This is a genomic window from Nostoc sp. EspVER01 (assembly GCF_034530635.1).
Lineage (GTDB): Bacteria > Cyanobacteriota > Cyanobacteriia > Cyanobacteriales > Nostocaceae > Nostoc.
Window position 1 is genome coordinate 56102 of the sequence record NZ_JAVRCS010000028.1, and the last position, 23111, is coordinate 79212.

Genomic DNA, 23111 nt, shown 5'->3' on the forward strand with positions numbered 1-23111 from the left:
TAAATATTTAACATTAAGCATAAATAAATTTATTTGCTCTAATTCTGGGAAATTACAACATTTTCTCCCCTGCCCCCGGTCACTGAGCGTAGCCGAAGTGCTGCCCCAATCCCCTCATCCCCCAGAAGCCTCACTAGTAGAAAGTTGAGATAATTGGGCAAGGGATAGGTCTTCAACCTCTGGTAACTTTTCTAGAGAGAGGGGAGTGGATTGGGTGGCACCAGATAAGCGTTTTAAAAGGCTAGGCCTGGGGTCATGTAACAGATAAATAATGCGATCGCCAATTTCCCAATCTTGGTTAGCTGGCATTACTTGTAAGCGTTCTGCTCGTTCTACCAATAGCGGTATCAACACCCCAGTCCGAATCTTTTCTTGGATGCGATCGCATTGAGTCGAAAATTCCAACTCATCTAGCGTAGTTGTCCCCAACTTCACTCGTCCATCATTCAAATATTCATTCCAAGTTTTAATTGCTAAGTCTGGAATAAAAGCTTGATTAACTTTATTACTAGTCGAGGTACTCGCTTGCGGATCGCGCGGAAAAACAGCTAAGACTCGCGGGGGTTTAAACTCTTCAGCTGCTCGTTGAGCCAAAACAAAATTCACTTCGCCATTACTTGTCATAGCCAAAAAAGTACCTATAGAGGCAAGTCCTGCCTCTTCTAAAACCGCAGCATCCAACGCACTGCTGGCAATAACCCGGAGATTTTGTGCCTCGGCTTGCACAAGACATTCGGGGTCAGTATCAATCATCACCACGTTTTCTCCCCGTTCTTGAAAGAAACGAGCAATCACAAGACTCAAGGGATTACAACCCACAATTACTGCCCCAGTTACGTCCTTGGAGGTGATTTGTAGCCATTTAGCAACCCAGCCAGCTGTTAGCCCCTGGCAGACAACAGTCATGATAATAGTGAGGAAAACTAAAGCTTTAATGGAATCACCGCCGTTAATGCCCCGCTGTGTCAACGAAATCGCAAAAAAAGAAGCTACAGAGGCAGCAACAATTCCTCTCGGAGCAACCCAGCTTAAAAACAGTTTTTGTCGCCAGTTTAAGTCACTGTTCCAGGTACACAACAAGATATTAATCGGGCGAACGACAAACATTAGTACCAAAACAGTGAATAAACTACCCCAACCCAAAGCAAACACACTAGCAATGGATAGGTCAGCAGCTAATAAGATAAATAGCACCGAAACGCTGAGAATTGTCAACTGACCCTTAAAGCTGCGTAACAGACGTTCTTCCGGGACTGAGGAGTTAGCAAAGACTGCCCCTGCAACTACTGTTGTCATGACTCCCGATTCACTGCGGATCATCTGCGATAAGGTAAACAAGCTCCAAAGTATCGCCAACACCACTAAATTTTTTAGCTCAAATGACAGAAAACTGGCGCGTTTGAAAATCAAACTCATCAGATAACCGCCAGCACCACCAATTGCTGCACCAACACCCAGACGTATAAGTAAACCGACGATCGCATTGATGGGGTCAGCATCGCCGTTCAAAATCGTATCGAGGACAACGAAGGCGAGGATAGCCCCTACAGGGTCAATTAAAACCCCTTCTCCTTCTAAAAGTGTTGCCACTTGTCGATCTACATTGATTTGTTTGAGCAATGGGCCAACGACGGTTGGGCCTGTCACCACGACTATGGAAGCATAGAGAAAAGCTATGTTCCAGGGAAATTCACCTAGCCAGTGAGCAGCCATACTCCCGCCAAGCAGGGTGATTAGCGTTCCTTGAGTGACGAGCAATTGTAGGCTGACTGAAACTCTACCTAACTCACGCAGATCCAAGTTAAGCCCGCCTTCAAACAAAATAATTGCCGTTGCGAGGGCGACTATAACTTCCAGTCCAGTGCCTAGCGAATGGGGATGCAATAGCCCTATGCCATCAGAGCCAAACAAAATGCCCAACAGCAATAACAAGACGATGCTGGGTACACGGAGGTATGCAGCCAGCACTTGGGCGCTAATGCCTGCAAAGACAGCGATCGCCATCTGTATGGTGATTTCAAAAGATGCTTCCATATTGTAGATTTTGAGCGATTTATTTCAAAATCTCTTGTAAAAAACCGTAGATATTAACTTTACAGGGTACAACATCATACCCTTTGTTCTTTGCTGTCTTCAGCGTTTTTTAGATATGTGTATACCCCGAAATTCCCCATACTCAACGCTGACGCACCCTGTGGCTGACCACAGAAGCATCAACGGACTTTTTTATCTGTCTCCATATCTTTGTATCTTCTTCAAGCTTTTGCTTCCACCCAGTTTAGCTGCCACAAACTTTTTTTGGCAAAACCTGTTGACAAAGGCAAGGAAATTGGTTAACTTATAAAAGGTCTGAGTCCGATGCCCCCATCGTCTAGAGGCCTAGGACACCTCCCTTTCACGGAGGTAACGGGGATTCGAATTCCCCTGGGGGTACTTAAAAACAATAAAAAAACAATAAAAAGCAAAAGCTTTTTTGTTTGAAATCTAGCAATAAAAACCATCATCCAGGAATATCCTGAATGATGGTTTAGTTGTTGTTATGCATACGGCTCTTTGCTGGCTAGTTCTTCTACACGTTGGTGAATAGCCAAAAGATTTAACCGCAAATCTTTGCTCAGGCGATTTTCAATAATTCCCACTGGCATAGTGAGTTTAGGCCAAACTTGAATTGTGTAGGACAGATTTGTTCCTATATACTCACCGAAAGAATAAGGCTCTAAGCACCAGCTCCCAGAAAAGCCTTTAAAATCTCCCTCTACCATGCGAAAATTGATTGCTTTAGGGAAGCATTCTTCCAAATCTAGAACTACCCGCGCACAAAAGTTGAAATTCAGTAAGCGTTGGGAGCCTACTTGCTCCAGTCGAATTCCACCATCGGGATGCTCGATTAAACAACTCTTGGCGAGGTTGGGTAGAAAGTCAGGTAAGGCTTCATAATTTGTCAGAACCTTCCAGATTTGCTCCACTGGGTGGGGAATTTGGACTTTAGCACTGATTTGCCGCTGTCGCTCTGCTATTTTCTCAATTTGAACTTCTACCTGAGCAAGCAAATCCCCTTCTGGGTTGGTGTCATCAGTGGAAGACTGCAAATCAGGGTTCTCTGTTGTGTTCTGTTTTTTAGTCACTTTCAGAATTATGGTTTGCTTTCGTCAGAAAATTGGGGCAGAGTCAAGGTGAAGCAAATTTCGCTCTGTTCAGAATCCGAAATTGGGAGACTTTCAACAGCGATCGCTCCATTCAGATGCTGCACTAAAGACTTGACTAAAGCAAGTCCCAAGCCCGTCCCTGGAGTCCAGCGCCCTTTTCCCCGACGGAACTTATCAAAGATGTAGGTCGCTTCTTCTTCAGAGATGGCACGTCCTGTATTAGTCACCTTCATGATAACTTGATCGATTTGCTGATCGACTCGGTGAGCCGCTTCAAGGCGGACTATTGTATCAGGCTCTGAGTATTTACAGGCATTCGTTAATAATTCTTGCAGGATGCGGTCAAAACTCTCCAGTTCAGTTTGCAGTTTGAGCGATTCTTCCGGCAAATCTATAGAAAATTTTAATCCTTTTTCGCCAAGTTTTTTCTCAAAAGATGCTGCTATATCTTGAATTCTAGTATTTAAATCTATAGATTCTAATTGCGGGGCTTCGTGAGGCGACTCTAGCTTTTGGAGTGTCAACAAGTCATTAATCAAGTTGATTTCCTTTGAACATTCCTGCTCAAGAATATCTAGATATCTACCCTGACGCTCTGGCGCTATTCCTGGCAAACGCAAGTTTTTTATTGACATCAGCATGTTTGTCAAAGGATAGCGTAGGCGATCGCTCATGTTACTCAAAAATTCATCTTTGAGTTCATTAAGTTTCCGTAGCTGCTCAACATACTGCCGTGTTCTTTCATGCAATTTTGCCTGGAGTTCTAGACTACTCTGTAGTTTCGCCGTCCGTTCATCTACCAACATTTGCACTTGGCGCAATGTCTGTGACTGAATTATGGCGTTACTCACTTGGGCGCAAACCATTTCCACAAGATTTAATTCTTCTGGCTGCCAATTGCGAATCACAGCTTGCTGTAGCACCAAGAATCCTAAAATTTTGCCTTGACTTTCCAATGGCACTAAAAGTACCGCAGGCAATTCCTCTATTGCAAATAATGGAGCAGCTGTCAAGGTATCGTTTTGATCTGTATAGTCATCGAAAATTACTGATTTTCCAGAATCCATGAAGGCACGCTGGCATAAACCGCAGTCTGAAATCAAGAAAGACTGAGCTAAGGTGTCTGGTTTACTAGTACCAGAATTTTGTGTTTCTCTAGCCCATTGGGCGATTACACTAGCTTTCGCTTTGGGGATTTGTTTTTTAGCTTGAGTCTTAAATAGTGGATCTGTATATTTTAGTAATATGAGCAAACCCCGATCTGCCTGTAGAGATTCGGCTGTCGAAGTGATAACTAACTGGAGCATTTGATTCAGCTCCAAGTTGCTACGACTCAATATAGTTAATTGCTTGATCAAGCTTTGATGCTGGTTGCTTTTTTGCAGGGATTGCTCTTGATGAGCAATTTGTTGAGCTTGTGCCACTCCAGAAAAAGCGATCGCGCAAGCCGACTCCACTTCTTTGAGCAATTGTTTTTCTGATTCACTCCATTCATAAGGTTGGAATTTAATCAGATTAATCACTCCATTATTATTGCCACCAAACCGAGTGGGAATTGCCAAAACCGCTTTTATCGGTAGTGGCAAATATTGACACCCAATTACCAGACTGTTCTGAATTATGGAAATGTCTTCAATAGTCAATGGTTGGGCAGCGCATTGCAGCACTGGGGAGTGCATAAGCAACTGTTCCATCGAAAACATTTCTTCTGGGTGCGGCAACCCTAGATACTCATCAGCACACCAGTTAGTAGTAGTTGCTTCGTCTGATGTCTCATTCGCCACTGAAACCAAACAGCAGCAATCTACTTGAAAAGCAACTCCTAGCAATTGAGCAATCTCTTGCAGCATCAAAGCCGTAGCAGAGCTATTAGCAATGATTTGGTTAATTTTTTGTACCAACTCGCGGGCAGGTTCTTCCTGATGCTGCATCAGCTTGACTTGGTAAGGTTGTAGTCGATCTATGTCATCTATGTAATGTGGCGGCGATGATAAAGGCTTTTTCATTTTTGGCACGCCCTTGGATAGTAACCCCATTGTTCTTGCACCCAACCTCTTGGCATATTCTTCACCGTTAGTTGTGTTGCTACACCCTGATAATTGACAAATTTTGTGTGAATACTTTCTCTCACCTGTTATAGCCCTTTTCTATCTCAGATGGCCAAATTTCCACTGCATCAAGCAAATTGCTACATTGGTACATAAGTAATAAAATACTTAAGATATCCTATAAATGCTTAAGTTAGCTTATTTTTAACTGTTCTATCTTGAAATAATGCACTAACTTTATCCTGTCTGTAAGTATACATAAACCGTAATTTCTCTGGAATTACAGGAAAATTACCCTTCATATCACGTAAAATTACGCAACTTACTTTATAAAGCTTTATTACATTTCTTGAAACAACTAGTAGGTTTAACAAGCTACTCTTTGATCTCCGTAACTCTCAGTAAAATATCAATAAAAGTAAAGGAGGCAGGAAAAGGTTACTCTTGCAGTGTAGGCTTCTCTTCTCTACGAGAGGCTGCGCAACGAGACACACTCGTGTTCAGAACTACGATAGTGTAACTGTGGTAGGGAATTCCTGAGCGTTTTGCTCTCAACCTGTGGTAGAAATTTGGAGTAGAGCTTAAATTTAAATAAATTTTTGCCGATCAGAGATTGCGGCATTTCTGGCTAAATTTTGAATGCAGCCCAGTTATTTTTACTAATAACTGGGCTGCATTCGTCTGAATATAAAACGAAACCACATCTATTTTCAGAACAATATTTTTAAAAGTAGTAAGAGCATTTTGTACTCCTTGCTGGTAGGACGGGCTAGATGCCCGTTCTACAACAGGTTTCAAACAAAATGGACGAAGTTTATCCAGCCAAGCTCTCGACACTCAGAGGAACCATATCGCCATTCCTCGTTAGTCCTAACAACATTGGTTCTTGGGGTTGAATTAGTTGACCTGTAAGTACACAGCGTTCTTCTTGCTGAGCTGTGGCAGCTATGCTAGCTCGAATGTCGGATCGCGAAAATCGAGGCTTCCACTCACCTGATTTTTGCTGGACATAATTCCAAAGGATATCTCGGATCAGAGCTTGATATCCCTGATTCCCAGCTATTTCTTTGAGTTTATCTTTGAGTTCCCGTTCTAGGCGAATGCTGGTAACTTCCATATCGGTGGTTGGGGTGCGAGCGATCGTATGCATCAGTTTTTCTCCTTAAAGGTATAGACAGGATAGTAATACAAGTGTAGTATGTTTAAAGGAATGTTCAATAGGTGAAATTTTCTGTGAAATCCATTTACCCCATCTCTACTTCAATTTTGTGCGCTACCAATTGCCGAACCAATTGGGAATTAGCTGCTATGGAAGTGGAGTATTTATTTATGGGCGATGGTAGCCGGAATCATGGGCAAATCACAGAGGGCAATGATGATTATAAGTATGTAGGCATTAGTGCACTAATTGCAAAACCACAACTAAATCAACAAAGCGGGGGTTACAGGCAAAAGAATCCTGTACCGATATGAGACCAGAAGATTTTCCGGTCAATTCTAACCCCCGCTTCACCGAAAACTTGAAGCGGGGGTTTTTTTATAAGGAGTTAAGCTGTGACGATATCTTCCATGCGCGGCGCGAACGCAATGCAAGTGTTAGAGCAATCTGTGGTGGTGTTTTCTCAAAATTACTTGCCACTATGTCGGGTCAATATCAAGCGGGCGATTGTGCTGTTAGTAACCAACAAGGCGCAACCGCTGGGTTTTACCACAGAAAGCGGCTGGCAAGTTCACTCACCCAGTTTGGTAATTGATGTGCCAAAACATATTCGCTTGACAATCACTTCTAATGAGCGGATGTGGAAAGTTCCGCCAGTGAATCGGCGAGAAGTATTGCGACGAGACCATCACAGTTGCCAATATTGCGGCAGCAGCAAACATCTAACGCTAGATCATGTGATGCCGCGTTCTAAAGGCGGTTCTCACACTTGGGATAACGTAGTCGCAGCTTGTGAAAGATGTAACTCCCGTAAAGGCGATCGCACCCTGTTTGAAGTTGGTATGCAACTGCGTACCAAACCAAAACCGCCAATCCACCCCGCGATTTCTTTTGCTGAACAGTTTTGGATAGATATGCAAGCAAACCTGGAATAACAGGAGAGCATAAGGAATGCTGAAATTAACTTACACTGAAAGCAGTTTTGATTTGGAATGTGTCACTCTGTCGCTAGAAGAATGGGTAGCGCAACGAGTGATTTTAGCCCTGCGAGTTGGGCAAAGTTTGTGCATTGAACCCACTACCGCTTCCTTTTTGCTTCCTGTTGATTTACCAGGAGTAGAAGTACTGAGGTCTGAGGTAAAAAGAGATGACAGAGAAATCATTGCCCTTTGTGCGTGCGATGCCGAATATATGGAAGTCACCCTGCGGGGTTCTTGGCTATCAGCTAGTTCTAAGGATTCTGTCGGTGTGTTTGTCACCACTATGAGCGATCGCACTGAGTTCTTTTTGCACAAACTTTGGCAGGAAGCTCAATCTTGTGCTTCTGTCATGAGTGAATAAACGAAATAGTTGGGTGACTCAATTTTGGATTTTGGATTTTAGATTTGTTCTCACGTTGAAATTCGGGGGTAACTCTTGGAGACGCTGCGAGAACAAACATTTTGGGATTTTGGATTGAGTAATCCAAAATCCCAAATTTAAAATCTAAAATCAGGTGAGGAGAATTTCTCACCCTTTATTGAGCCATTTTTAGTAGTTCAGGAATTGTCACAAATCGGTAGCCTTGCTGTTTGAGTCCACTGATGATTTGTGGCAAAGCTTCTACAGTTCTGTGGCGATCGCCACCACCATCATGCATTAAAACAATGAAACCAGGTTTTGCGCCTTTCAGGACATTATTTACAAATGCCTGTGGTTTGGCGTGCGGATCGGTATCAGCGGAAGTTAGCGACCACATAATGACAGCATGTTTTTGGCTTTTGGCATAAGCGGCTAGTCCGTTGTTTAAAAAGCCTCCAGGAGGACGGAACAAAGAAGTTTTGACTCCTGTAGTTTTGTAGATCAGATCCGCTGTGCGATCAATTTCACTTTTGGCTGTAGCTTCATCCATTCGCCGATACCAATGATGCCAAGTATGGTTGCCAATGGCGTGTCCCTCAGCTACTTCACGCTTCGCTAGGTCAGGATTTGCTTGTAAAGCTTGTCCTACCCAAAAGAATGTGGCTTTAACATCATTTTGCTTCAAGATATCCAGCATTTCTAGGGTTGTCTTTGGCCAAGGCCCATCATCAATGGTGAGAGCAATAACCTTTTCGTTGCTGCTGGGCTGCACCTTATAAACTGTTTTTCCCTGAAATTTAGCTGGGACTGTAAAGATAGGGTTTTCTACTTTGCCTGATGGTGGTAGCTGGGCATTAATTTGGCCCTTTGCTGGATCTTGAAGTGCAGTATGGATTTTGCTTACTGGCTGGTTCAACCCCGATTGTGGGGAGATACCTGGGGGAATACTACAAGCTGTAATACTAGAGGCGATCGCGACAATACTAATTATCTGTTGTCGCTTAAGGTAGTTGTCTGTCACGTCAGGCTTTTAAAGATTTACCCAATCATAAGCTGTAGTTTGACTTTTCAAAGGGTTTAGGGATCTGCAGGTTAATAGTGTCCCAGCCAGGAGGGTTTCGACACTCAGTTTATTGGTACTTTATTTTCACGCAAGTCCCTTAGCAAGTTCAAATATAAGTCCAGAAGCTTTTATAGACAATTTCAAAAAAACTTTCTAAAACCCCTTGACACCTCTTGTAGTATTTTGTAGTATATTTGTAGTGAGACGAAAGACAAAGCTTCTCAAGAGTCAAATTTATGTTCTACATACAACTAAAGGACAGGCGTTGGAATAAACCAGAGTCCCCAGCCAACAAAGCTGCTTTTACTTGCAAACCATCGGCAGTAGAGGCAAAAAACGAAAAAAGTTCTAAGTTTGCACTCATTAAAACCACTGAATACATCCGTAATACACAACAGGTTTGCTACCTAGAGTTTCGGTTATTTTCCTAACAGTTTCTAACAGTAAAAAGTAAATTATCTGAACCTTGAAAACTAAATAAGAAATGGGCAAGTTCACCAACAAAATCTGTGCCTAAAAACTTCAAAGTTTAGGCACAGATTCAAAAAAATCGGGGTGTAGCTCAATTGGCTAGAGCGTTCCGTTGTCTGCGGAAATGTTGCGGGTTCAAGTCCCGTCACCCTGGTTGCAGTCCTGTAGGCGAATAGTTTAAGCCGTCAGCATCTCAAGCTGAAGATTGCGAGTGCGAATCTCGTCAGGACTCCCAAATGGCTGAGTAGCCAAGTGGTCGAAGGCGTCGGTCTGCAAAACCGACATCGTGAGTTCAAATCTCACCTCAGCCTTTGGTGCCGCAGTGTAGCTTAACGTAAAGCCCCAGGTTCATACCCTGGTATATGCGGGTGCAAATCCCGCCGCTGCCACCAAATGCAGGGATGGTGTAACGGTAACACCTCGTGACTCCAAATCCGATGTTCTAGGTTCAAATCCTAGTCCCTGTGTCAGACAATTTTAGATAAAAAAATTTCATCCAAAATCTAAAATTCGGTAAATTATGCCCTCGTAGACGAATGGTTAAGTCAGTGCTCTTTCAAAGCACAGATGCGAGTTCAATTCTCGTCGAGGGAATGATTAAGGGTCGGTGGCCGAGTCTGGCTGAAGGCGACAGTCTGTAAAACTGTTCTTTTTTGCGCGCAGGTTCAAATCCTGCTCGACCCACTATGGAGAGGTGGCTGAGTGGCTCAAAGCGTCCTCCTGCTAAGAGGAAACGGGTAGTTAATACCCGTCACAGGTTCAAATCCTGTTCTCTCCGTTTTGAGAGTGTGGTGTAACTGGATAACATCTCAGTCTACGAAACTGAAGATTTGAGGGTTCGATTCCCTCCGCTCTCGTTACATGATCTCTTCTTTTATCCCTCGGTAGCTCAGTTGGTAGTTAGCGCCTGTTTGAAGAACAGGAGGTCGTCGGTTCGATTCCGACCTGGGGGGCTTCGTTGCTTCATAGCTCAATGGTAGAGCAAGCGGCTGTTAACCGCGCGGTTGTAGGTTCGAGTCCTACTGAGGCAGCCAATTATAATTCGTAATTCGTAATTAAATAAGGGTTTATACTCACGTTTTTATAAACGGCTTGTATCTTAGTCGAGGTTAAAATCACCCTCAGAAAACATAATTACGAATTACGAACTTGTACTGAGCGAAGTCGAAGTATTACGAACTACGAATTGTTTAATGCCGGGTGGACGAATTGGGAAGTCGCATCGCTCTGAACGATGAGGTTGCAGGTTCAAACCCTGCCCTGGCAATAAAGCCCTGTGGTGTAATTGGCAACATAGCGCCCTTTGAAGGCGAAGATTCCAGGTTCGAGTCCTGGTGGGGCTGCCAAACTCTGCTCTTGTAGCCCAACTGGAAGAGGCTGCCGTCTCAAAAACGGTATATTGTGGGTACCCTGCGGGAAGCCGCTCCGCATCTACGATTCCCACCAAGAGTACCAAAATTTGCTCCTGTAGCCCAATTGGAAGAGGTGACAGACTTAAAATCTGTTTGGTTGTGGGTTCGACTCCCACCAGGAGTACCAACGGGATGTAATTCAGTGGCCAGAAGCCATGCTTTGGGAGCATGGATTCGCAGGTTCGAATCCTGCCATCCCGATATGCCCCTGTGACGGAACTGGCATACGTGCTGGAATCAGAGTCCAGATTTTGCAGGTTCAAATCCTGTCAGGGGCACTAAGCTCTCGTGGCGGAACGGAAGACGCACTAGACCGAGAATCTAGTTTTTTGCAGGTTCAAATCCTGTCGAGAGTACCAAAATATCTGGGTGTAGCGCAGTTGGGAGTGCGTGGGTTCAAGTCCCTCCACTCGCTTGCGTAGTCCTGTAGCTCAATTGGTAGAGTGTCTTCCTTACAAGAAGAATGTTGCGGGTTCAATTCCTGCCAGGACTACCAAATATTGGGAGTGTAGCTCAATGGAATAGAGCTTCGAGCTTCTACCTCGAAAGTTGTGGGTTCAAGTCCTACCACTCCCGTCTATGGGTCTGTAGCTTAATTGGTAAAGCGTCTAACTGGCTGTTAGAAAGTTGTCGGTTCAATTCCGACCAGTATCCACCAAAAAATATGGGGTCATAGCTCAAATGGCTAGAGCGCCTGCCTTGCAAGCAGGAGGTTATGGGTTCAATTCCCATTGATTCCACTGATGGTGTCTGAAGCCAAAGTGGTCGAGGCGCTGGTTTGTGAAACCAGTCATAGCGGGTTCAAGCCCCGTCAGACACCCCTGAATGGAAGATGCCGCTGAATGGACGGCAACTGGTCTTGAAAACCAGGGTGTGGGCAACTGTAGGGGTACCCTACGGGAAGCAAGCTACGATTCCTCCATCTTCCACCTATCCACCTGGAGCCGAAAAGCGAGGCGCTGTGCTGATAACACAGAAATAGGAGGGGCAGTACCTCCCTGGTGGATTTATATCTAATGTTGGTATTACAAATCGCACTTGCTCATTTCTTTTTCAAATTAACTAGGGTGGTTGGCATACCGGCTGTGCAGCGGGCTTTTAACCCGCAAAAATAGGTTCGACCCCTATACCACCCATTAAACAATTCAAAATTCAAAATTCAAAATTCAAAATTAAGAATTAGCTAATATGCAACTTGAATGCGTATTGGGTTATGAATAGCAACTAGCGATCGCTAGTTGAGCATGTTGCAATAATACATCTTTATCCAAAGTATGTATCGGATATTGCGGTGTTACTGCCAGTAGTTTCTCAATTCTTTCTCTAGCTGCTTCTACGACTGCTTCATCTAAGCTACCGTTACTGAGCGAATCAGCAAAATCTTCAGCAATCCGATAAGTTCTTTCAATAGATGATGAATTAATATTACGCGACACAATAAACAGATCGCAGCCTGCATTAAATGACCGCGCCACAGTACCAGCTTTCATAAACATATCTGAGATCGCTTTCATATCCAAATCATCAGATACAACTACTCCCTCAAAGCCAAGTTCCTCTCTAAGTATGGTTTTGAGGATAGCCTGAGAAAGCGTTCCTGGCACATCAGGATCTATCTTGGGAAATAAAATATGGACAGTCATAACCAAAGGAATCTGTACTTCGATTAAGGCTTTGAAAGGTATAAGTTCTCGAAGTCGCAGGTCTTCTAGAGTTAAATTCAGTATTGGTAACTCAATATGAGAGTCCTTGCTGGTGTCTCCATGTCCGGGGAAGTGTTTGGCGCATCCCAAAATTCCTGAATCTCGAAGTCCAAGGTAATAGTCACGGGCACCTTGAGTAGCAGTTTCGGGAGTGTTACCAAAGGCGCGAGGCCCAATCACAGGGTTGTCGGGATGGGAAAAAATATCGGCTACAGGTGCCCAAGATAAATTGATTCCTAGTGATTTGAGTTCTACCGCTGTGGCTTTTGCTACTTCATAAGCGTGCGATCGCAGCAATAAGGCATGAGGAAAGCGGGTAATTGGCGGTGGTGTACGAATTACACGACCTCCTTCATGATCGAGAGTCATGAACATAGAATCACGTTCAGTATATTCTCGTATCTGCCTGTTTAAATCCTTGAAGCTTTCCAGCCAAACCTGATATGGGGTGCTATCCAAAAAGTTCTTAGCAAAAAAGATTGCCCCAATCGGTTTCAATTCATTGAGTGCGCGTTTATCATCATCACTTAATGTCGTGCCAGAAATACCTAGAATCAGGTGATGTCCAAAGCGCTTGAGCTTCTGCGATACACCCATAATTTTTACCTATAAGTTGTGCGGTAAACAACTGGGTTGTTCAACCTAGAGGACATAGATTTTTATCCTACACCTTATGGGAAGCAGAAAGTTTTCCAAGTAGTCTTTAACCACTACCCCCGATATTTACTCAAAGCAAATACACGAATTAGCAAATAAATCAACTACTTTCAGACCACATTTGAGATTAACTTATTTTCAGTCAAAGGAAATACTTTTGTTTGCCTAATTTTCCTCCATGTAAAGATAGATGAAATGCTCGCCCAAACCTATTGCCAACAATGGTATTAACAATTTGTTCGGGTAGGTGCGCGTAGGTAAAATTCCCTTTGGCAAAATTTTTTTGCGGAAGCGATCGCACAATAACTGCCAAATGTAACGGATTGCAACGTATAATGAGAACGATAAAACGGTTAAGAAATATTGAAGAGCAGTAGGGTTACATGCGAGTAGCGATCGCGGGAGCGGGACTAGCAGGACTTTCCTGCGCGAAATATCTTACAGACGCAGGTCACACACCCATTGTCTTGGAACGTCGAGACGTTCTAGGCGGTAAAGTGGCTGCATGGAAAGATGCTGATGGAGACTGGTACGAAACAGGTCTGCACATCTTTTTTGGCGCATATCCCAATATGTTGCGGTTATTCAAAGAACTGGACATTGAAGATCGATTGCAGTGGAAAGAACACACAATGATCTTCAACCAGCCAGATGCACCAGGTACTTACAGTCGCTTTGATTTCCCAGATTTGCCAGCACCAATTAATGGTATAGTGGCAATTCTGCGAAACAACGACATGCTGACATGGCCAGAAAAAATTCGCTTTGGCATCGGATTATTGCCGGTCATGATTCAGGGGCAAAAGTACGTTGAAGAAATGGACAAATATTCCTGGACAGATTGGCTGCGTAAACACAATATTCCAGAACGGGTCAATAAAGAAGTTTTTATTGCCATGGCCAAGTCGCTGAATTTCATCGACCCAGATGAAATTTCGGCAACCATTCTTTTAACTGCCCTCAATCGTTTCCTCCAGGAAAAAAATGGCTCGAAAATGGCCTTTCTGGATGGTTCGCCAACAGAACGATTGTGTCAGCCGATAGTAGATTACATCACCGAACGCGGTGGAGAAGTCCGCTTGAATGCCCCTTTGAAAGAGATTTTGCTAAACGCCGATGGTAGCGTCAAAGGATACTTGATTCGGGGGTTGAATGGCGAAGAAGATGAAGTTTTCACAGCGGATTTGTATGTATCTGCTATGCCGGTTGACCCTCTAAAGGTGATTTTGCCAGCACCTTGGAAAGAAATGGAGTTTTTCCAAAAGCTAGAAGGCTTAGAAGGCGTGCCTGTGATTAACGTGCATTTGTGGTTCGATCGTAAACTTACGCAAATTGATCACTTGCTATTCTCGCGATCGCCCCTCCTAAGCGTTTATGCTGATATGAGCAATACCTGCCGTGAATACGCCAACCCCGAACGCTCGATGCTGGAATTAGTTCTAGCCCCGGCAAAAGATTGGATTGCCAAATCAGATGAGGAGATTGTGGCTGCCACTATTGCCGAGTTAGAAAAACTCTTCCCCGACCACTTTGGGGGAGACAATCCAGCAACATTGCTGAAATCTCATGTGGTGAAAACGCCCCGTTCAGTTTACAAAGCGACCCCTGGTCGTCAACAGTACCGTCCCTCGCAAACAACCCCCATTAGTAACTTCTATCTCTCAGGGGATTACACCATGCAACGCTACTTAGCCAGTATGGAAGGTGCCGTACTTTCTGGTAAGCTGACAGCGCAGGCGATTTCTGAGGCCCTCCCGGTAGCAAATTCCTCAAACCTGCAAACGCTCACCCGACCGCCCGCAACGAATGCTGCAACTGCCTGATTCCCCGCCGCGCATGAAAACGCTGGTCTCTGTAGACGAGTCATACAAACTTTGTCGGCATCTCACAGCAAAGTATGCCAAGACTTTTTACCTGGGTACTTTGCTTATGAGTCCGGTAAAACGTCAATCTATTTGGTCAATTTACGCTTGGTGTCGCCGTACAGATGAATTGGTGGATGGCCCTGCATCTGCTATTACCACGCCAGAAACCCTAGACCTATGGGAACAGCAGCTGGAATCGATTTTTGCGGGACGCCCATTAGAAAATTACGATGTAGCTTTAGTTGATACCCTCCAGCGCTTTCCGATGGACATTCAACCATTTCGGGATATGATTGCCGGTCAGCGCATGGACTTATATCGCAGTCGTTATGAAACCTTTGAGGATTTATACCTCTACTGTTACCGCGTTGCTGGCACTGTTGGTTTGATGTCAACATCAGTTATGGGTGTAGATAACACCATATATGCAGCACCGTGGCGGCAAAATAAACAACCATATCTTCCCACAGAAGAAGCGATCGCTCTCGGAATTGCCAATCAACTCACCAACATCCTGCGAGATGTAGGAGAAGATGCCAAACGGGGACGGATCTACATTCCCCTGGAAGACTTGGCAAAATTCAACTATACCGAGCAAGACTTCTTCAAAGGTGTGGTAGACGATCGTTGGCGGGCATTGATGCGCTTTCAAATTGACCGCGCCCGCCAATTTTACACCACATCCGACCAGGGAATTACTTATTTAGCATCCGATGCCCGTTGGCCTGTGTGGGCGGCATCAATGCTGTACGGTCAAATTTTGGAGGCGATTGAACGCAACGATTACGATGTATTCAATCAGCGGGCTTACGTTCCCCAGTGGAAAAAGTTACGCACCTTGCCCATAGCTTGGATGCGATCGCAAGTCCTTTAAAAAATTAGTCATTTGTCCCTAGTCCTTAGTCCTCAGTGTTTTATAAATAACCAATGACTAATCAGAAATGACCAATGACAAATGACTATTGACTCTTACTGGCAAGTCTGGTAACATTGATATTCGTGAGTCAGGAGAGGTGGCTGAGTGGTCGAAAGCGGCAGATTGCTAATCTGTTGTACGGCAGGCAACTCCGTACCGAGGGTTCGAATCCCTCCCTCTCCGTTTTTCGGCTTTTGATACACGGAGAATACTCTGTGTACAAAAAGTAATATTAATATCGGCGTAAATATTTCTACTCCCAAAGATGGATGATATGATTTATCCTTTGGAGTCTTGATAAGATCCAGCTAAGTTAAAAACCTAGTTTGGATCTTATTTTTAGGCTCCTAAGTATTTTGAGGAGTGAAAGTAATTTATGAGAAAAATTAGTGCCGCCTTAAGTTTAAGTATAGCTACCCTTGCGGCTGGGTTTCTACTTGGGGCTTGTGGTGATAGCAGTACCCCCAACGGCACAGCTAACAACGGAAGTACCGCTACTCCAGCAACAAACTCAACTGCTACAAGCAGTGCTAAAGGACTAAAAATTGGTTCCCTGCTACCGACAACAGGCGACTTAGCTTCTGTAGGACAGCAGATGTTAGGTTCCGTACCTTTACTGGTCGATACAGTCAACGCTTGCGGTGGAGTGAATGGCGAACCTGTTACCTTGGTGCAAGTAGACGACCAAACCGACCCGAAAGCTGGAGCTGCCGGTATGACCAAACTAGCAACTTTGGATAAAGTAGCAGGTGTAGTTGGTTCCTTTGCCAGTAGCGTTTCTAGTGCAGCAGTCTCCATTGCCACGCCGAATAAAGTCATGCTGGTTTCCCCTGGTAGTACCAGTCCTGTATTTACCGAAAAGGCTCAAAAAGGCGACTATAAAGGCTTTTGGGCGCGTACTGCTCCCCCCGATACATACCAAGCACTAGCTTTAGCCCAACTTGCCAGAAAAAAAGGTTTCAAGCGAGTTTCTACAGTCGTAATTAATAACGACTATGGCGTAGGGTTTGAAAAAGCATTCGTGCAAACTTTTGAAAAATTGGGTGGAACTATAGTTAATAAAGATAAGCCTGTCCGCTACGACCCAAAAGCTCAGACATTTGATACAGAGGCCGCTGCTGCATTTGCAGGTAAGCCAGATGCAGTACTGGCCGTACTCTATGCCGAAACTGGTAGTCTGTTCCTAAAGGCCGCCTATCAGCAAGGTGTGGCAAAGGGGGTACAGATTCTGCTGACAGATGGGGTAAAATCACCGACTTTTCCCGAACAAGTTGGCAAAGGCAGTGATGGTAAATATATTTTAACTGGAGCGATCGGTACAGTACCGGGTTCCGATGGTAAAGCATTAGAAGCTTTCAACAAGCTGTGGAAGGATAAAAAAGGTAGTGCGCCAGGGGAATACGCTCCTCAAGCTTGGGATGCAGCAGCTTTGTTGACATTGGCGGCGCAAGCTGCTAAAGAAAATACAGGCGTTGGCATAGCCAGCAAAATCCGGGAAGTTGCTGATGGGCCTGGCACAGAAGTTAGTGATGTCTGCGAGGGACTGAAGTTACTTAAAGATGGTAAAAAGATTAACTACCAAGGAGCTAGTGGCAACGTAGATGTTGATGCTAACGGCGATGTCGTCGGTGTATACGATGTTTGGACAGTAGGAGACGATGGCACAATCAAGGTGATTGACAAAGTTACCCCTAAGTAGAAACTTAGGAGTTAGGAGTGATGAGTTATAAATTTAATCTTAATAACTCTTAACTCCTAACTCCTAACTCCTAACTCCTAACTATTTAATCCCACTGAAGTTGTAACCAACTCCTAACAATAAGCCCACATCAGTTTCATCGAAAAATCCGGCATTGATAGCAGCTGTTGCCGTAAATTGAGAAGTTAGAGGCACATCAATGCCACCAGACACCAAAAAGGCAAATTTTGAATCATCACCAGTTTTGTAAGCTGCACCCACTCCGACGTAAGGTGCGATCGCTAATGGTTCGCTAAAAGCATCTGCTGATTTGAAGGTAAAATCGTAGGTGATCGGAAGTAGAACTGTGGTGTTATCCCCAAATACAGCTGAAGGTCGCACTGATATAGAATTTGTCAGTCCGATTTTGCTAACTACCGCAAAGTTACCATCGCCCAAAGACGTGTCACCACCATTCAAACCAATGTTAGCCGCGATACCAAGATAGCTACTACCACCACTGGTAGTTCTACCTAAATCAATATCCGATTGCGCCACTCTTGTCGCAGATGGTTGAGAAGTCGGTTGTACAGACTCAGAGGTGAGCGTTGCAGAGGAGGTCGCCACTGTGCCTGGAACGGGTATGGGTGTTACACTGGCGTTTTCTTGTATCCCAGTGTTGGGCAATTGCTCTACCTTAGTTAAATTTGTGACTGTAAAAGTTTCGGTTGTTTCTATAGAGAGATTTTGGCTAAACTCTTTGGGAGACGCTACGGTTGCGGAAGGTTCGGTTAATGGCTGATTGCTCGACTTGTTTACTGTCTGAGCGCTTGCAGATAAACCGCTGCTCAGGAATGCAAGAGCAGCTATACTTGGCAACCAAAAAACACCTTTACGAAGAAAAATAGTATTCACGTTCACTCCTAAAACAATGTTGCCACGAAAAATAAAGATTTTTGTTGATTTAAGTCAACAAATTTGGGCAATATTCAAAATTTAACATCAAAAAATCGGTTTTTGCATTCTGACTTTACTTGATTTCTCTAGTTAATATTTACTAGCAAAAAATTAAATTCCATAGCAATCCTCAATCACTCGTGAGAAACAAGATACTCAACAACTTTTACCAAATCGGGGATTTGTGGGTTGCAATTTTCATAAATTGGAAGTGAATTGATATATTTATTTTAAATATCCTTAATTTGATAGATGACAAATAGTCTCTTTGCTTAAAATAAAGATAGGGTTTGTTAAGGAGGCGATGCCTACGGCGGGCTGCGCCAACGCAATTGCGACCTTTCCGATGTTCGCACAGCGTCTCGCAGAGAAGGAAAGAAGTTTTTTAGCATAGCTACTTTACTGCCAAAGACAGCTAAATTGTGAAGTGATATTACGAAGCTTGCAAAAATATTTAGAAATTGCCTAGAAGGCAAACATAGTTCTAACGTAGAACCTATTAGGAGAGACTGGAGGCAAATGTGATGAGCGAAAATAATATTCAAAAGTATCGGTTTGTCTGTACCCTGACTTTCGGTGATATCTACGGTCAAATAATTGTTTGGTTGATTACAATTACCCTAAGTTTGGCATCAGCTTTGGCACTGATGGGTGCCAAGCGGCCCGTGTACGCTTTAGCAACAGCGGGTCTTGTCGTTCTGCTATCGCTACCTTTCTTGTTGTTTGCGTTTGTCACTACCTTGTTAAATCATATTGAAGTTAGTCCTGTAGGGCCGGGAACCAAAATGGAACCTATACCAGGTAATGTGTCTCAACAACAACCTGTACAAGCAACTAGCTAAAGAGTTAGGAGTTATGAGTTACGAGTTATGAGTTATAAGTCACTCTATTTGTTGTGCCATAACTCTTTGTTTTTAACTTTTTACTCCTAATTTAAAAATTTGTTATAACGTCCCTGTCTGTAGGCAGGGAATTTTTTTGTAGAGATGCTACTGTTACAACGCACTAGCTGATTAATCACCTCTCTACAATAGAACAGCAGTGGTTTGCAATCAGGGGGCTAATTATGCTGGAACACGATGTGATTATTGTCGGGGGTGGATTGGCGGGATGTCGTGCTGCTGTAGAAATTGCCCGCACTGACCCTAGTTTAAATATTGCTGTGGTTGCCAAAACCCACCCAATTCGTTCTCACTCGGTAGCGGCTCAAGGTGGTATGGCTGCATCGCTGAAAAATGTTGATTCCGAAGATACTTGGGAAGCACATGCTTTTGATACTGTCAAGGGTTCTGATTACTTGGCAGACCAAGATGCTGTAGCAATTCTCACCCAAGAAGCGCCAGGTGTGGTGATTGACTTGGAACACATGGGCGTTTTGTTCTCTCGCTTATCCGATGGGCGCATTGCCCAACGGGCTTTTGGCGGACACTCCCACAACCGCACTTGCTACGCTGCTGACAAAACCGGTCATGCGATTTTGCACGAATTGGTTAACAATTTGCGGCGTTATGGCGTGCAAGTTTATGAAGAGTGGTACGTGATGCGTCTCATTTTGGAAGAAAATGAGGCCAAGGGTGTGGTCATGTTCCATCTTTTGGATGGACATATAGAGGTGGTGCGGGCTAAGGCGGTGATGTTTGCCACAGGGGGCTATGGTCGCGTTTATAACACTACCTCTAATGATTACGCTTCTTCGGGTGATGGTTTGGCAATGACTGCGATCGCAGGTTTGCCCCTGGAAGATATGGAATTTGTCCAGTTTCATCCCACTGGTTTATATCCGGTAGGGGTGCTGATTTCGGAAGCGGTACGGGGAGAAGGGGCGTATCTGATTAATAGTGAAGGCGATCGCTTTATGGCGAACTATGCGCCCAGTCGGATGGAACTAGCTCCTCGTGATATTACCTCACGAGCGATCGCTTACGAAATTCGCGCCGGACGTGGTATTCATCTCAATGGCAGTGCTGGTGGCCCCTTTGTCTATCTGGATTTGCGCCATCTAGGCAAAGAAAAAATTATGAGTCGCGTTCCCTTCTGTTGGGAAGAAGCCCATCGCCTAGTAGGTGTTGATGCAGTAACTCAACCGATGCCAGTCCGCCCGACAATTCACTATTGTATGGGTGGTATACCAGTTAACACCGATGGGCAAGTTCGCAGTAGTGGTGATGGTTTAGTTGACGCTTTCTTTGCTGCGGGTGAAACATCTTGTGTTTCTGTACATGGTGCTAATCGCTTGGGGAGTAATTCTTTGCTGGAATGTGTCGTTTATGGCAAAAGAACTGGAGCTGCGATCGCAAAATTCGTGCAAAAACGTAAGTTACCCTCTGTAGATGAGCAACGGTACATAACAGAAGCCCAGCAACAAATTCAAGCTTTGCTAGAACAACCAGGACAGTACCGCATTAACCAAGTCCGTGAAGCTTTTCAGGATTGTATGACTGAGTACTGTGGTGTTTTCCGCACTGAGGCATTAATGACTGAAGGTTTACAGAAATTAGAAGAAATACAACAGCGATATCCTCAAATTTATTTAGATGACAAAGGTAGTTGCTGGAATACAGAACTCGTAGAAGCCTTAGAATTGAGAAGTTTGATGGTAGTAGGGCAGACCATTTTGGCATCAGCCCTAAATCGCCAAGAAAGTCGTGGCGCTCATTTCCGCGAAGATTATTCCCAACGAGATGATAGCAACTTTCTCAAACACACAATGGCATACTATTCACCAGCGGGAATTGATATTCAATATCGACCGGTGGCGATTACTATGTTTGAGCCAAAAGAGCGGAAGTATTAGTTAAAGGTAAATGTATGTGAGAAATCGAGGGGACTACAAAAATTTTGTCCACCTCGATTAATAACAGTAAGTGCGAAGATATTTTCTGTATGCCGTAAAATTCTGATTATAAAAACAAGATTTTTATTTAAAATATGAATAACCCACAAACTTGGTATATTGTCAAGCGTTCTGCTGGAAACTGTGAAATTATCCCCAGCGACCAAGTTGGCAACGATAATCTAGAAATTATAGAACAGTGGGGGCCTTTTAGTTCGCAAGAAGAAGCGATCGCTCGACGTGTCGGACTTATTAGGGCTGGAAAGTGCAAACCAGTTTAAGTTAGTAGTTAGAAGTTGACGGTGACGGACTTTATTCCTAACTCCTCACTATTCACTCCTAACTTTATTCCTAACTCTTCATTTTTCTGCTGTAGGTGTCCCCTGAGCAGCAATTTTTTTGCCTATCACTTCCACCGCTTTAGCAAATTGAGGGTCTGCAAAAGTAGCGAGTTTGTCACGTTCATGGAGCCACAAATCTTCCATCTGCTTTTTGCTCAAATCCACCTTCACATCTGGCGAAATGCCTTTGTGATTGATATCTGTACCATTGGGGGTATAGTAATGAGCAATTGTTACCGCTAATCCTGAACCATCTTCTAGGGGACGCACCGATTGCACTAGTCCCTTACCAAAGGTTTGAGTACCGACCAAAGTAGCACGCTTATTATCCTGCAAAGCCCCTGAGAGGATTTCACTGGCACTAGCTGAACCTTTATCTACCAACACCACCAATGGTTTAGTGGTCAAGGCTCGTCCGTTTGCCTCTTCCTTTTCTGCCTCTCCTCGGCGTTCAACGGTGGAGACAATCTTACCTTTATCTATCCACATTCGGGCAATATCCACACTAGAGAAAAGTAAGCCGCCTGGATTACCACGCAAATCAAGGATATATCCAGCTACCTTTTTGCTTTCTAAATCTTTGATAGCGGTTTGCATTTCTTTACCAGCATTGGCGCTGAACTGGTTCAAGCGGATGTAACCAAGATTTCCGGCTGGGGTTTTCTTTTGAGAAAACTTAACTGGATGGATTTCAATGCGCGCCCGTTTGATGTCAAACTGTTTTGTCTTACCGTCACGCTGAATAGTCAAGCGGACTTTAGATCCTGCTTCACCCCTAATCAAGGATACTGCCTGATTAGTATCCATCCCCTTAGTATCTTTGCCGTCAATTTTGAGAATGATATCTTTTGCTAAAACACCAGCTTTAAAGGCTGGTGTATCTTCGATTGGCGCAATTACAACCAATTGCTTGGTTTTTTCATCCTGACTAATGGTGATCCCAATCCCTGTCAATTCTCCAGAGGTATCCACCTGCATATTCTTGAATTCCGATGGGTCCATAAACCGGGTATATGGGTCTTCTAGCTTTTTCAGCATTTCCCGAATGGACTTATACGCATCCTGCGGATTACTGTAGGACTTGCTCAAGTATTCCTTACGAACAGCCTGCCAATCTACCTGATTAAAAGTACCGTCGACATATTGGCGCTGAACAATTTGCCAAACTTCATCTACTAATTCTTTAGGACTTGCTTTAAATAAAGCCTGACCTCGCGAATGAATGCCAAGGCTAGTAACAGCGATCGTGGAGAGTGTAACTGCCGTAGCACCCAAAACAAGCCTACTTTTTGTAATCACCATAATGACAGCTGCGTCAGAGGGAAAATAATATAGTCAGTATGCTCAATCTAACACAGGCTACCACTGTACAGACCGAGTATGTATTCTTAATTTAAACAAAATACTTGACAATCAGGCGACCTTAATGTTTAAAAGATACAAAGTTTTTGGGTATGGGGCATTAGGGGACTTCCAACTAAAAAAATATCCCATCGCTGTCTAGGCAGGGGAGCATACTTC

18 protein-coding genes and 26 tRNA genes are annotated in these 23111 nt (G+C 44.0%); 35 read left to right on the top strand and 9 right to left on the bottom strand.

The window, feature by feature from the left end; genetic code table 11:
• Positions 1–114: 114 nt before the first annotated feature.
• On the bottom strand, positions 115–2034 hold the full coding sequence (locus tag RMX69_RS21500; RefSeq protein ID WP_322638667.1) for a cation:proton antiporter: 1920 nt from the start codon (positions 2032–2034) through the stop codon (positions 115–117).
• A gap of 326 nt (positions 2035–2360) precedes the next feature.
• Between RMX69_RS21500 and RMX69_RS21505 the strand changes: the two genes are divergently transcribed.
• Positions 2361–2433: transfer RNA gene (locus RMX69_RS21505), tRNA-Glu, on the top strand.
• A 104-nt stretch (positions 2434–2537) separates the two neighbouring features.
• Here RMX69_RS21505 and RMX69_RS21510 read toward each other — a convergent pair.
• The 3 genes from RMX69_RS21510 to RMX69_RS21520 all read right to left on the bottom strand — a co-directional run bounded on the left by RMX69_RS21510 (position 2538) and on the right by RMX69_RS21520 (position 6344).
• Positions 2538–3125, bottom strand: a complete 588-nt coding sequence (locus tag RMX69_RS21510) for an SRPBCC family protein (protein ID WP_289795860.1) — start codon at positions 3123–3125, stop codon at positions 2538–2540.
• 8 nt (positions 3126–3133) lie between these two features.
• Entirely contained in the window at positions 3134–5152 is a 2019-nt protein-coding gene (locus RMX69_RS21515; RefSeq protein WP_322638668.1) for a GAF domain-containing sensor histidine kinase, read from the bottom strand.
• 856 nt (positions 5153–6008) lie between these two features.
• Positions 6009–6344: a hypothetical protein gene (locus RMX69_RS21520; protein WP_094347436.1), complete on the bottom strand. Its 336-nt coding sequence runs from the start codon at positions 6342–6344 to the stop codon at positions 6009–6011.
• A 71-nt stretch (positions 6345–6415) separates the two neighbouring features.
• Here RMX69_RS21520 and RMX69_RS21525 point away from each other — a divergent pair, with 71 nt between their 5' ends.
• The 3 genes from RMX69_RS21525 to RMX69_RS21535 all read left to right on the top strand — a co-directional run bounded on the left by RMX69_RS21525 (position 6416) and on the right by RMX69_RS21535 (position 7694).
• On the top strand, positions 6416–6667 hold the full coding sequence (locus RMX69_RS21525) for a hypothetical protein (protein ID WP_289795858.1): 252 nt from the start codon (positions 6416–6418) through the stop codon (positions 6665–6667).
• 114 nt (positions 6668–6781) lie between these two features.
• Positions 6782–7288: an HNH endonuclease gene (locus tag RMX69_RS21530; protein ID WP_322638678.1), complete on the top strand. Its 507-nt coding sequence runs from the start codon at positions 6782–6784 to the stop codon at positions 7286–7288.
• 16 nt (positions 7289–7304) lie between these two features.
• Positions 7305–7694, top strand: coding sequence for an alr0857 family protein (locus tag RMX69_RS21535; RefSeq protein WP_322638669.1), 390 nt, complete (start codon positions 7305–7307; stop codon positions 7692–7694).
• Positions 7695–7869: 175 nt separating this feature from the next.
• Here the strand turns inward: RMX69_RS21535 and RMX69_RS21540 are convergent, their stop codons facing one another.
• Positions 7870–8715 carry a polysaccharide deacetylase family protein gene (locus RMX69_RS21540; RefSeq protein ID WP_322638670.1) on the bottom strand — a complete coding sequence of 282 codons (846 nt, stop codon included), beginning with the start codon at positions 8713–8715 and terminating at the stop codon, positions 7870–7872.
• Positions 8716–8998: 283 nt separating this feature from the next.
• The gene (locus RMX69_RS21545) at positions 8999–9121 is read right to left on the bottom strand and encodes a hypothetical protein (RefSeq protein WP_322638671.1); all 123 of its coding nucleotides are present in this window, start codon (positions 9119–9121) and stop codon (positions 8999–9001) included.
• 187 nt (positions 9122–9308) lie between these two features.
• Here RMX69_RS21545 and RMX69_RS21550 point away from each other — a divergent pair.
• The 24 genes from RMX69_RS21550 to RMX69_RS21665 all read left to right on the top strand — a co-directional run bounded on the left by RMX69_RS21550 (position 9309) and on the right by RMX69_RS21665 (position 11776).
• Positions 9309–9382, top strand: a tRNA-Asp gene (locus RMX69_RS21550).
• A 4-nt stretch (positions 9383–9386) separates the two neighbouring features.
• A tRNA-Glu gene (locus tag RMX69_RS21555) sits at positions 9387–9463 on the top strand.
• A gap of 3 nt (positions 9464–9466) precedes the next feature.
• Positions 9467–9539 (top strand) — tRNA-Cys (locus RMX69_RS21560).
• A gap of 7 nt (positions 9540–9546) precedes the next feature.
• Positions 9547–9620 (top strand) — tRNA-Met (locus RMX69_RS21565).
• Positions 9621–9623: 3 nt separating this feature from the next.
• Positions 9624–9695: transfer RNA gene (locus tag RMX69_RS21570), tRNA-Trp, on the top strand.
• Positions 9696–9751: 56 nt separating this feature from the next.
• Positions 9752–9822: transfer RNA gene (locus tag RMX69_RS21575), tRNA-Glu, on the top strand.
• Between the two features lie 7 nt (positions 9823–9829).
• Positions 9830–9912, top strand: a tRNA-Tyr gene (locus tag RMX69_RS21580).
• A 4-nt stretch (positions 9913–9916) separates the two neighbouring features.
• Positions 9917–10006 (top strand) — tRNA-Ser (locus RMX69_RS21585).
• Between the two features lie 4 nt (positions 10007–10010).
• Positions 10011–10085: transfer RNA gene (locus RMX69_RS21590), tRNA-Arg, on the top strand.
• A gap of 21 nt (positions 10086–10106) precedes the next feature.
• Positions 10107–10181, top strand: a tRNA-Phe gene (locus tag RMX69_RS21595).
• Between the two features lie 6 nt (positions 10182–10187).
• Positions 10188–10262 (top strand) — tRNA-Asn (locus RMX69_RS21600).
• A 160-nt stretch (positions 10263–10422) separates the two neighbouring features.
• Positions 10423–10495: transfer RNA gene (locus RMX69_RS21605), tRNA-Gln, on the top strand.
• 3 nt (positions 10496–10498) lie between these two features.
• Positions 10499–10574, top strand: a tRNA-Gln gene (locus RMX69_RS21610).
• Between the two features lie 6 nt (positions 10575–10580).
• A tRNA-Leu gene (locus RMX69_RS21615) sits at positions 10581–10683 on the top strand.
• A gap of 6 nt (positions 10684–10689) precedes the next feature.
• A tRNA-Leu gene (locus RMX69_RS21620) sits at positions 10690–10767 on the top strand.
• A 1-nt stretch (position 10768) separates the two neighbouring features.
• Positions 10769–10841 (top strand) — tRNA-Pro (locus RMX69_RS21625).
• 3 nt (positions 10842–10844) lie between these two features.
• Positions 10845–10918: transfer RNA gene (locus RMX69_RS21630), tRNA-Leu, on the top strand.
• 4 nt (positions 10919–10922) lie between these two features.
• Positions 10923–10999: transfer RNA gene (locus tag RMX69_RS21635), tRNA-Leu, on the top strand.
• Between the two features lie 61 nt (positions 11000–11060).
• A tRNA-Val gene (locus tag RMX69_RS21640) sits at positions 11061–11136 on the top strand.
• A 6-nt stretch (positions 11137–11142) separates the two neighbouring features.
• Positions 11143–11216 (top strand) — tRNA-Arg (locus RMX69_RS21645).
• A 5-nt stretch (positions 11217–11221) separates the two neighbouring features.
• Positions 11222–11298, top strand: a tRNA-Ala gene (locus tag RMX69_RS21650).
• A gap of 8 nt (positions 11299–11306) precedes the next feature.
• Positions 11307–11380: transfer RNA gene (locus RMX69_RS21655), tRNA-Ala, on the top strand.
• Positions 11381–11386: 6 nt separating this feature from the next.
• A tRNA-His gene (locus RMX69_RS21660) sits at positions 11387–11460 on the top strand.
• A gap of 245 nt (positions 11461–11705) precedes the next feature.
• Positions 11706–11776, top strand: a tRNA-Lys gene (locus RMX69_RS21665).
• Between the two features lie 75 nt (positions 11777–11851).
• Here the strand turns inward: RMX69_RS21665 and RMX69_RS21670 are convergent.
• Positions 11852–12940 carry a glycoside hydrolase family 3 protein gene (locus RMX69_RS21670; protein WP_322638672.1) on the bottom strand — a complete coding sequence of 363 codons (1089 nt, stop codon included), beginning with the start codon at positions 12938–12940 and terminating at the stop codon, positions 11852–11854.
• 443 nt (positions 12941–13383) lie between these two features.
• On the opposite strand from RMX69_RS21670, the gene pds reads away from it, so the two are divergent.
• The 4 genes from pds to RMX69_RS21690 all read left to right on the top strand — a co-directional run bounded on the left by pds (position 13384) and on the right by RMX69_RS21690 (position 17480).
• Positions 13384–14823, top strand: a complete 1440-nt coding sequence (gene pds, locus RMX69_RS21675) for a 15-cis-phytoene desaturase (RefSeq protein ID WP_322638673.1) — start codon at positions 13384–13386, stop codon at positions 14821–14823.
• The gene (gene crtB / locus RMX69_RS21680; RefSeq protein WP_289795853.1) at positions 14807–15739 is read left to right on the top strand and encodes a 15-cis-phytoene synthase CrtB; all 933 of its coding nucleotides are present in this window, start codon (positions 14807–14809) and stop codon (positions 15737–15739) included. The genes pds and crtB overlap by 17 nt, the downstream gene beginning before the upstream one ends.
• Positions 15740–15872: 133 nt before the next feature.
• Positions 15873–15964 (top strand) — tRNA-Ser (locus RMX69_RS21685).
• A gap of 193 nt (positions 15965–16157) precedes the next feature.
• Entirely contained in the window at positions 16158–17480 is a 1323-nt protein-coding gene (locus RMX69_RS21690; RefSeq protein WP_322638674.1) for an ABC transporter substrate-binding protein, read from the top strand.
• A gap of 81 nt (positions 17481–17561) precedes the next feature.
• On the opposite strand, the gene RMX69_RS21695 is transcribed toward RMX69_RS21690, so the two are convergent.
• Positions 17562–18374: a hypothetical protein gene (locus tag RMX69_RS21695; RefSeq protein WP_289795851.1), complete on the bottom strand. Its 813-nt coding sequence runs from the start codon at positions 18372–18374 to the stop codon at positions 17562–17564.
• Between the two features lie 566 nt (positions 18375–18940).
• Between RMX69_RS21695 and RMX69_RS21700 the strand changes: the two genes are divergently transcribed.
• The 3 genes from RMX69_RS21700 (at position 18941) to RMX69_RS21710 (ending at position 21530) form a co-directional block, all read left to right on the top strand.
• Positions 18941–19258, top strand: a complete 318-nt coding sequence (locus RMX69_RS21700) for a hypothetical protein (protein WP_099102821.1) — start codon at positions 18941–18943, stop codon at positions 19256–19258.
• 224 nt (positions 19259–19482) lie between these two features.
• Positions 19483–21210 carry a succinate dehydrogenase/fumarate reductase flavoprotein subunit gene (locus RMX69_RS21705; protein WP_289795849.1) on the top strand — a complete coding sequence of 576 codons (1728 nt, stop codon included), beginning with the start codon at positions 19483–19485 and terminating at the stop codon, positions 21208–21210.
• 134 nt (positions 21211–21344) lie between these two features.
• Entirely contained in the window at positions 21345–21530 is a 186-nt protein-coding gene (locus RMX69_RS21710) for a DDE transposase family protein (protein WP_289795848.1), read from the top strand.
• A gap of 78 nt (positions 21531–21608) precedes the next feature.
• Here RMX69_RS21710 and ctpC read toward each other — a convergent pair whose 3' ends face one another.
• Positions 21609–22892, bottom strand: a complete 1284-nt coding sequence (ctpC, locus tag RMX69_RS21715; protein ID WP_289795847.1) for a carboxyl-terminal processing protease CtpC — start codon at positions 22890–22892, stop codon at positions 21609–21611.
• Between the last annotated feature and the right edge of the window lie 219 nt (positions 22893–23111).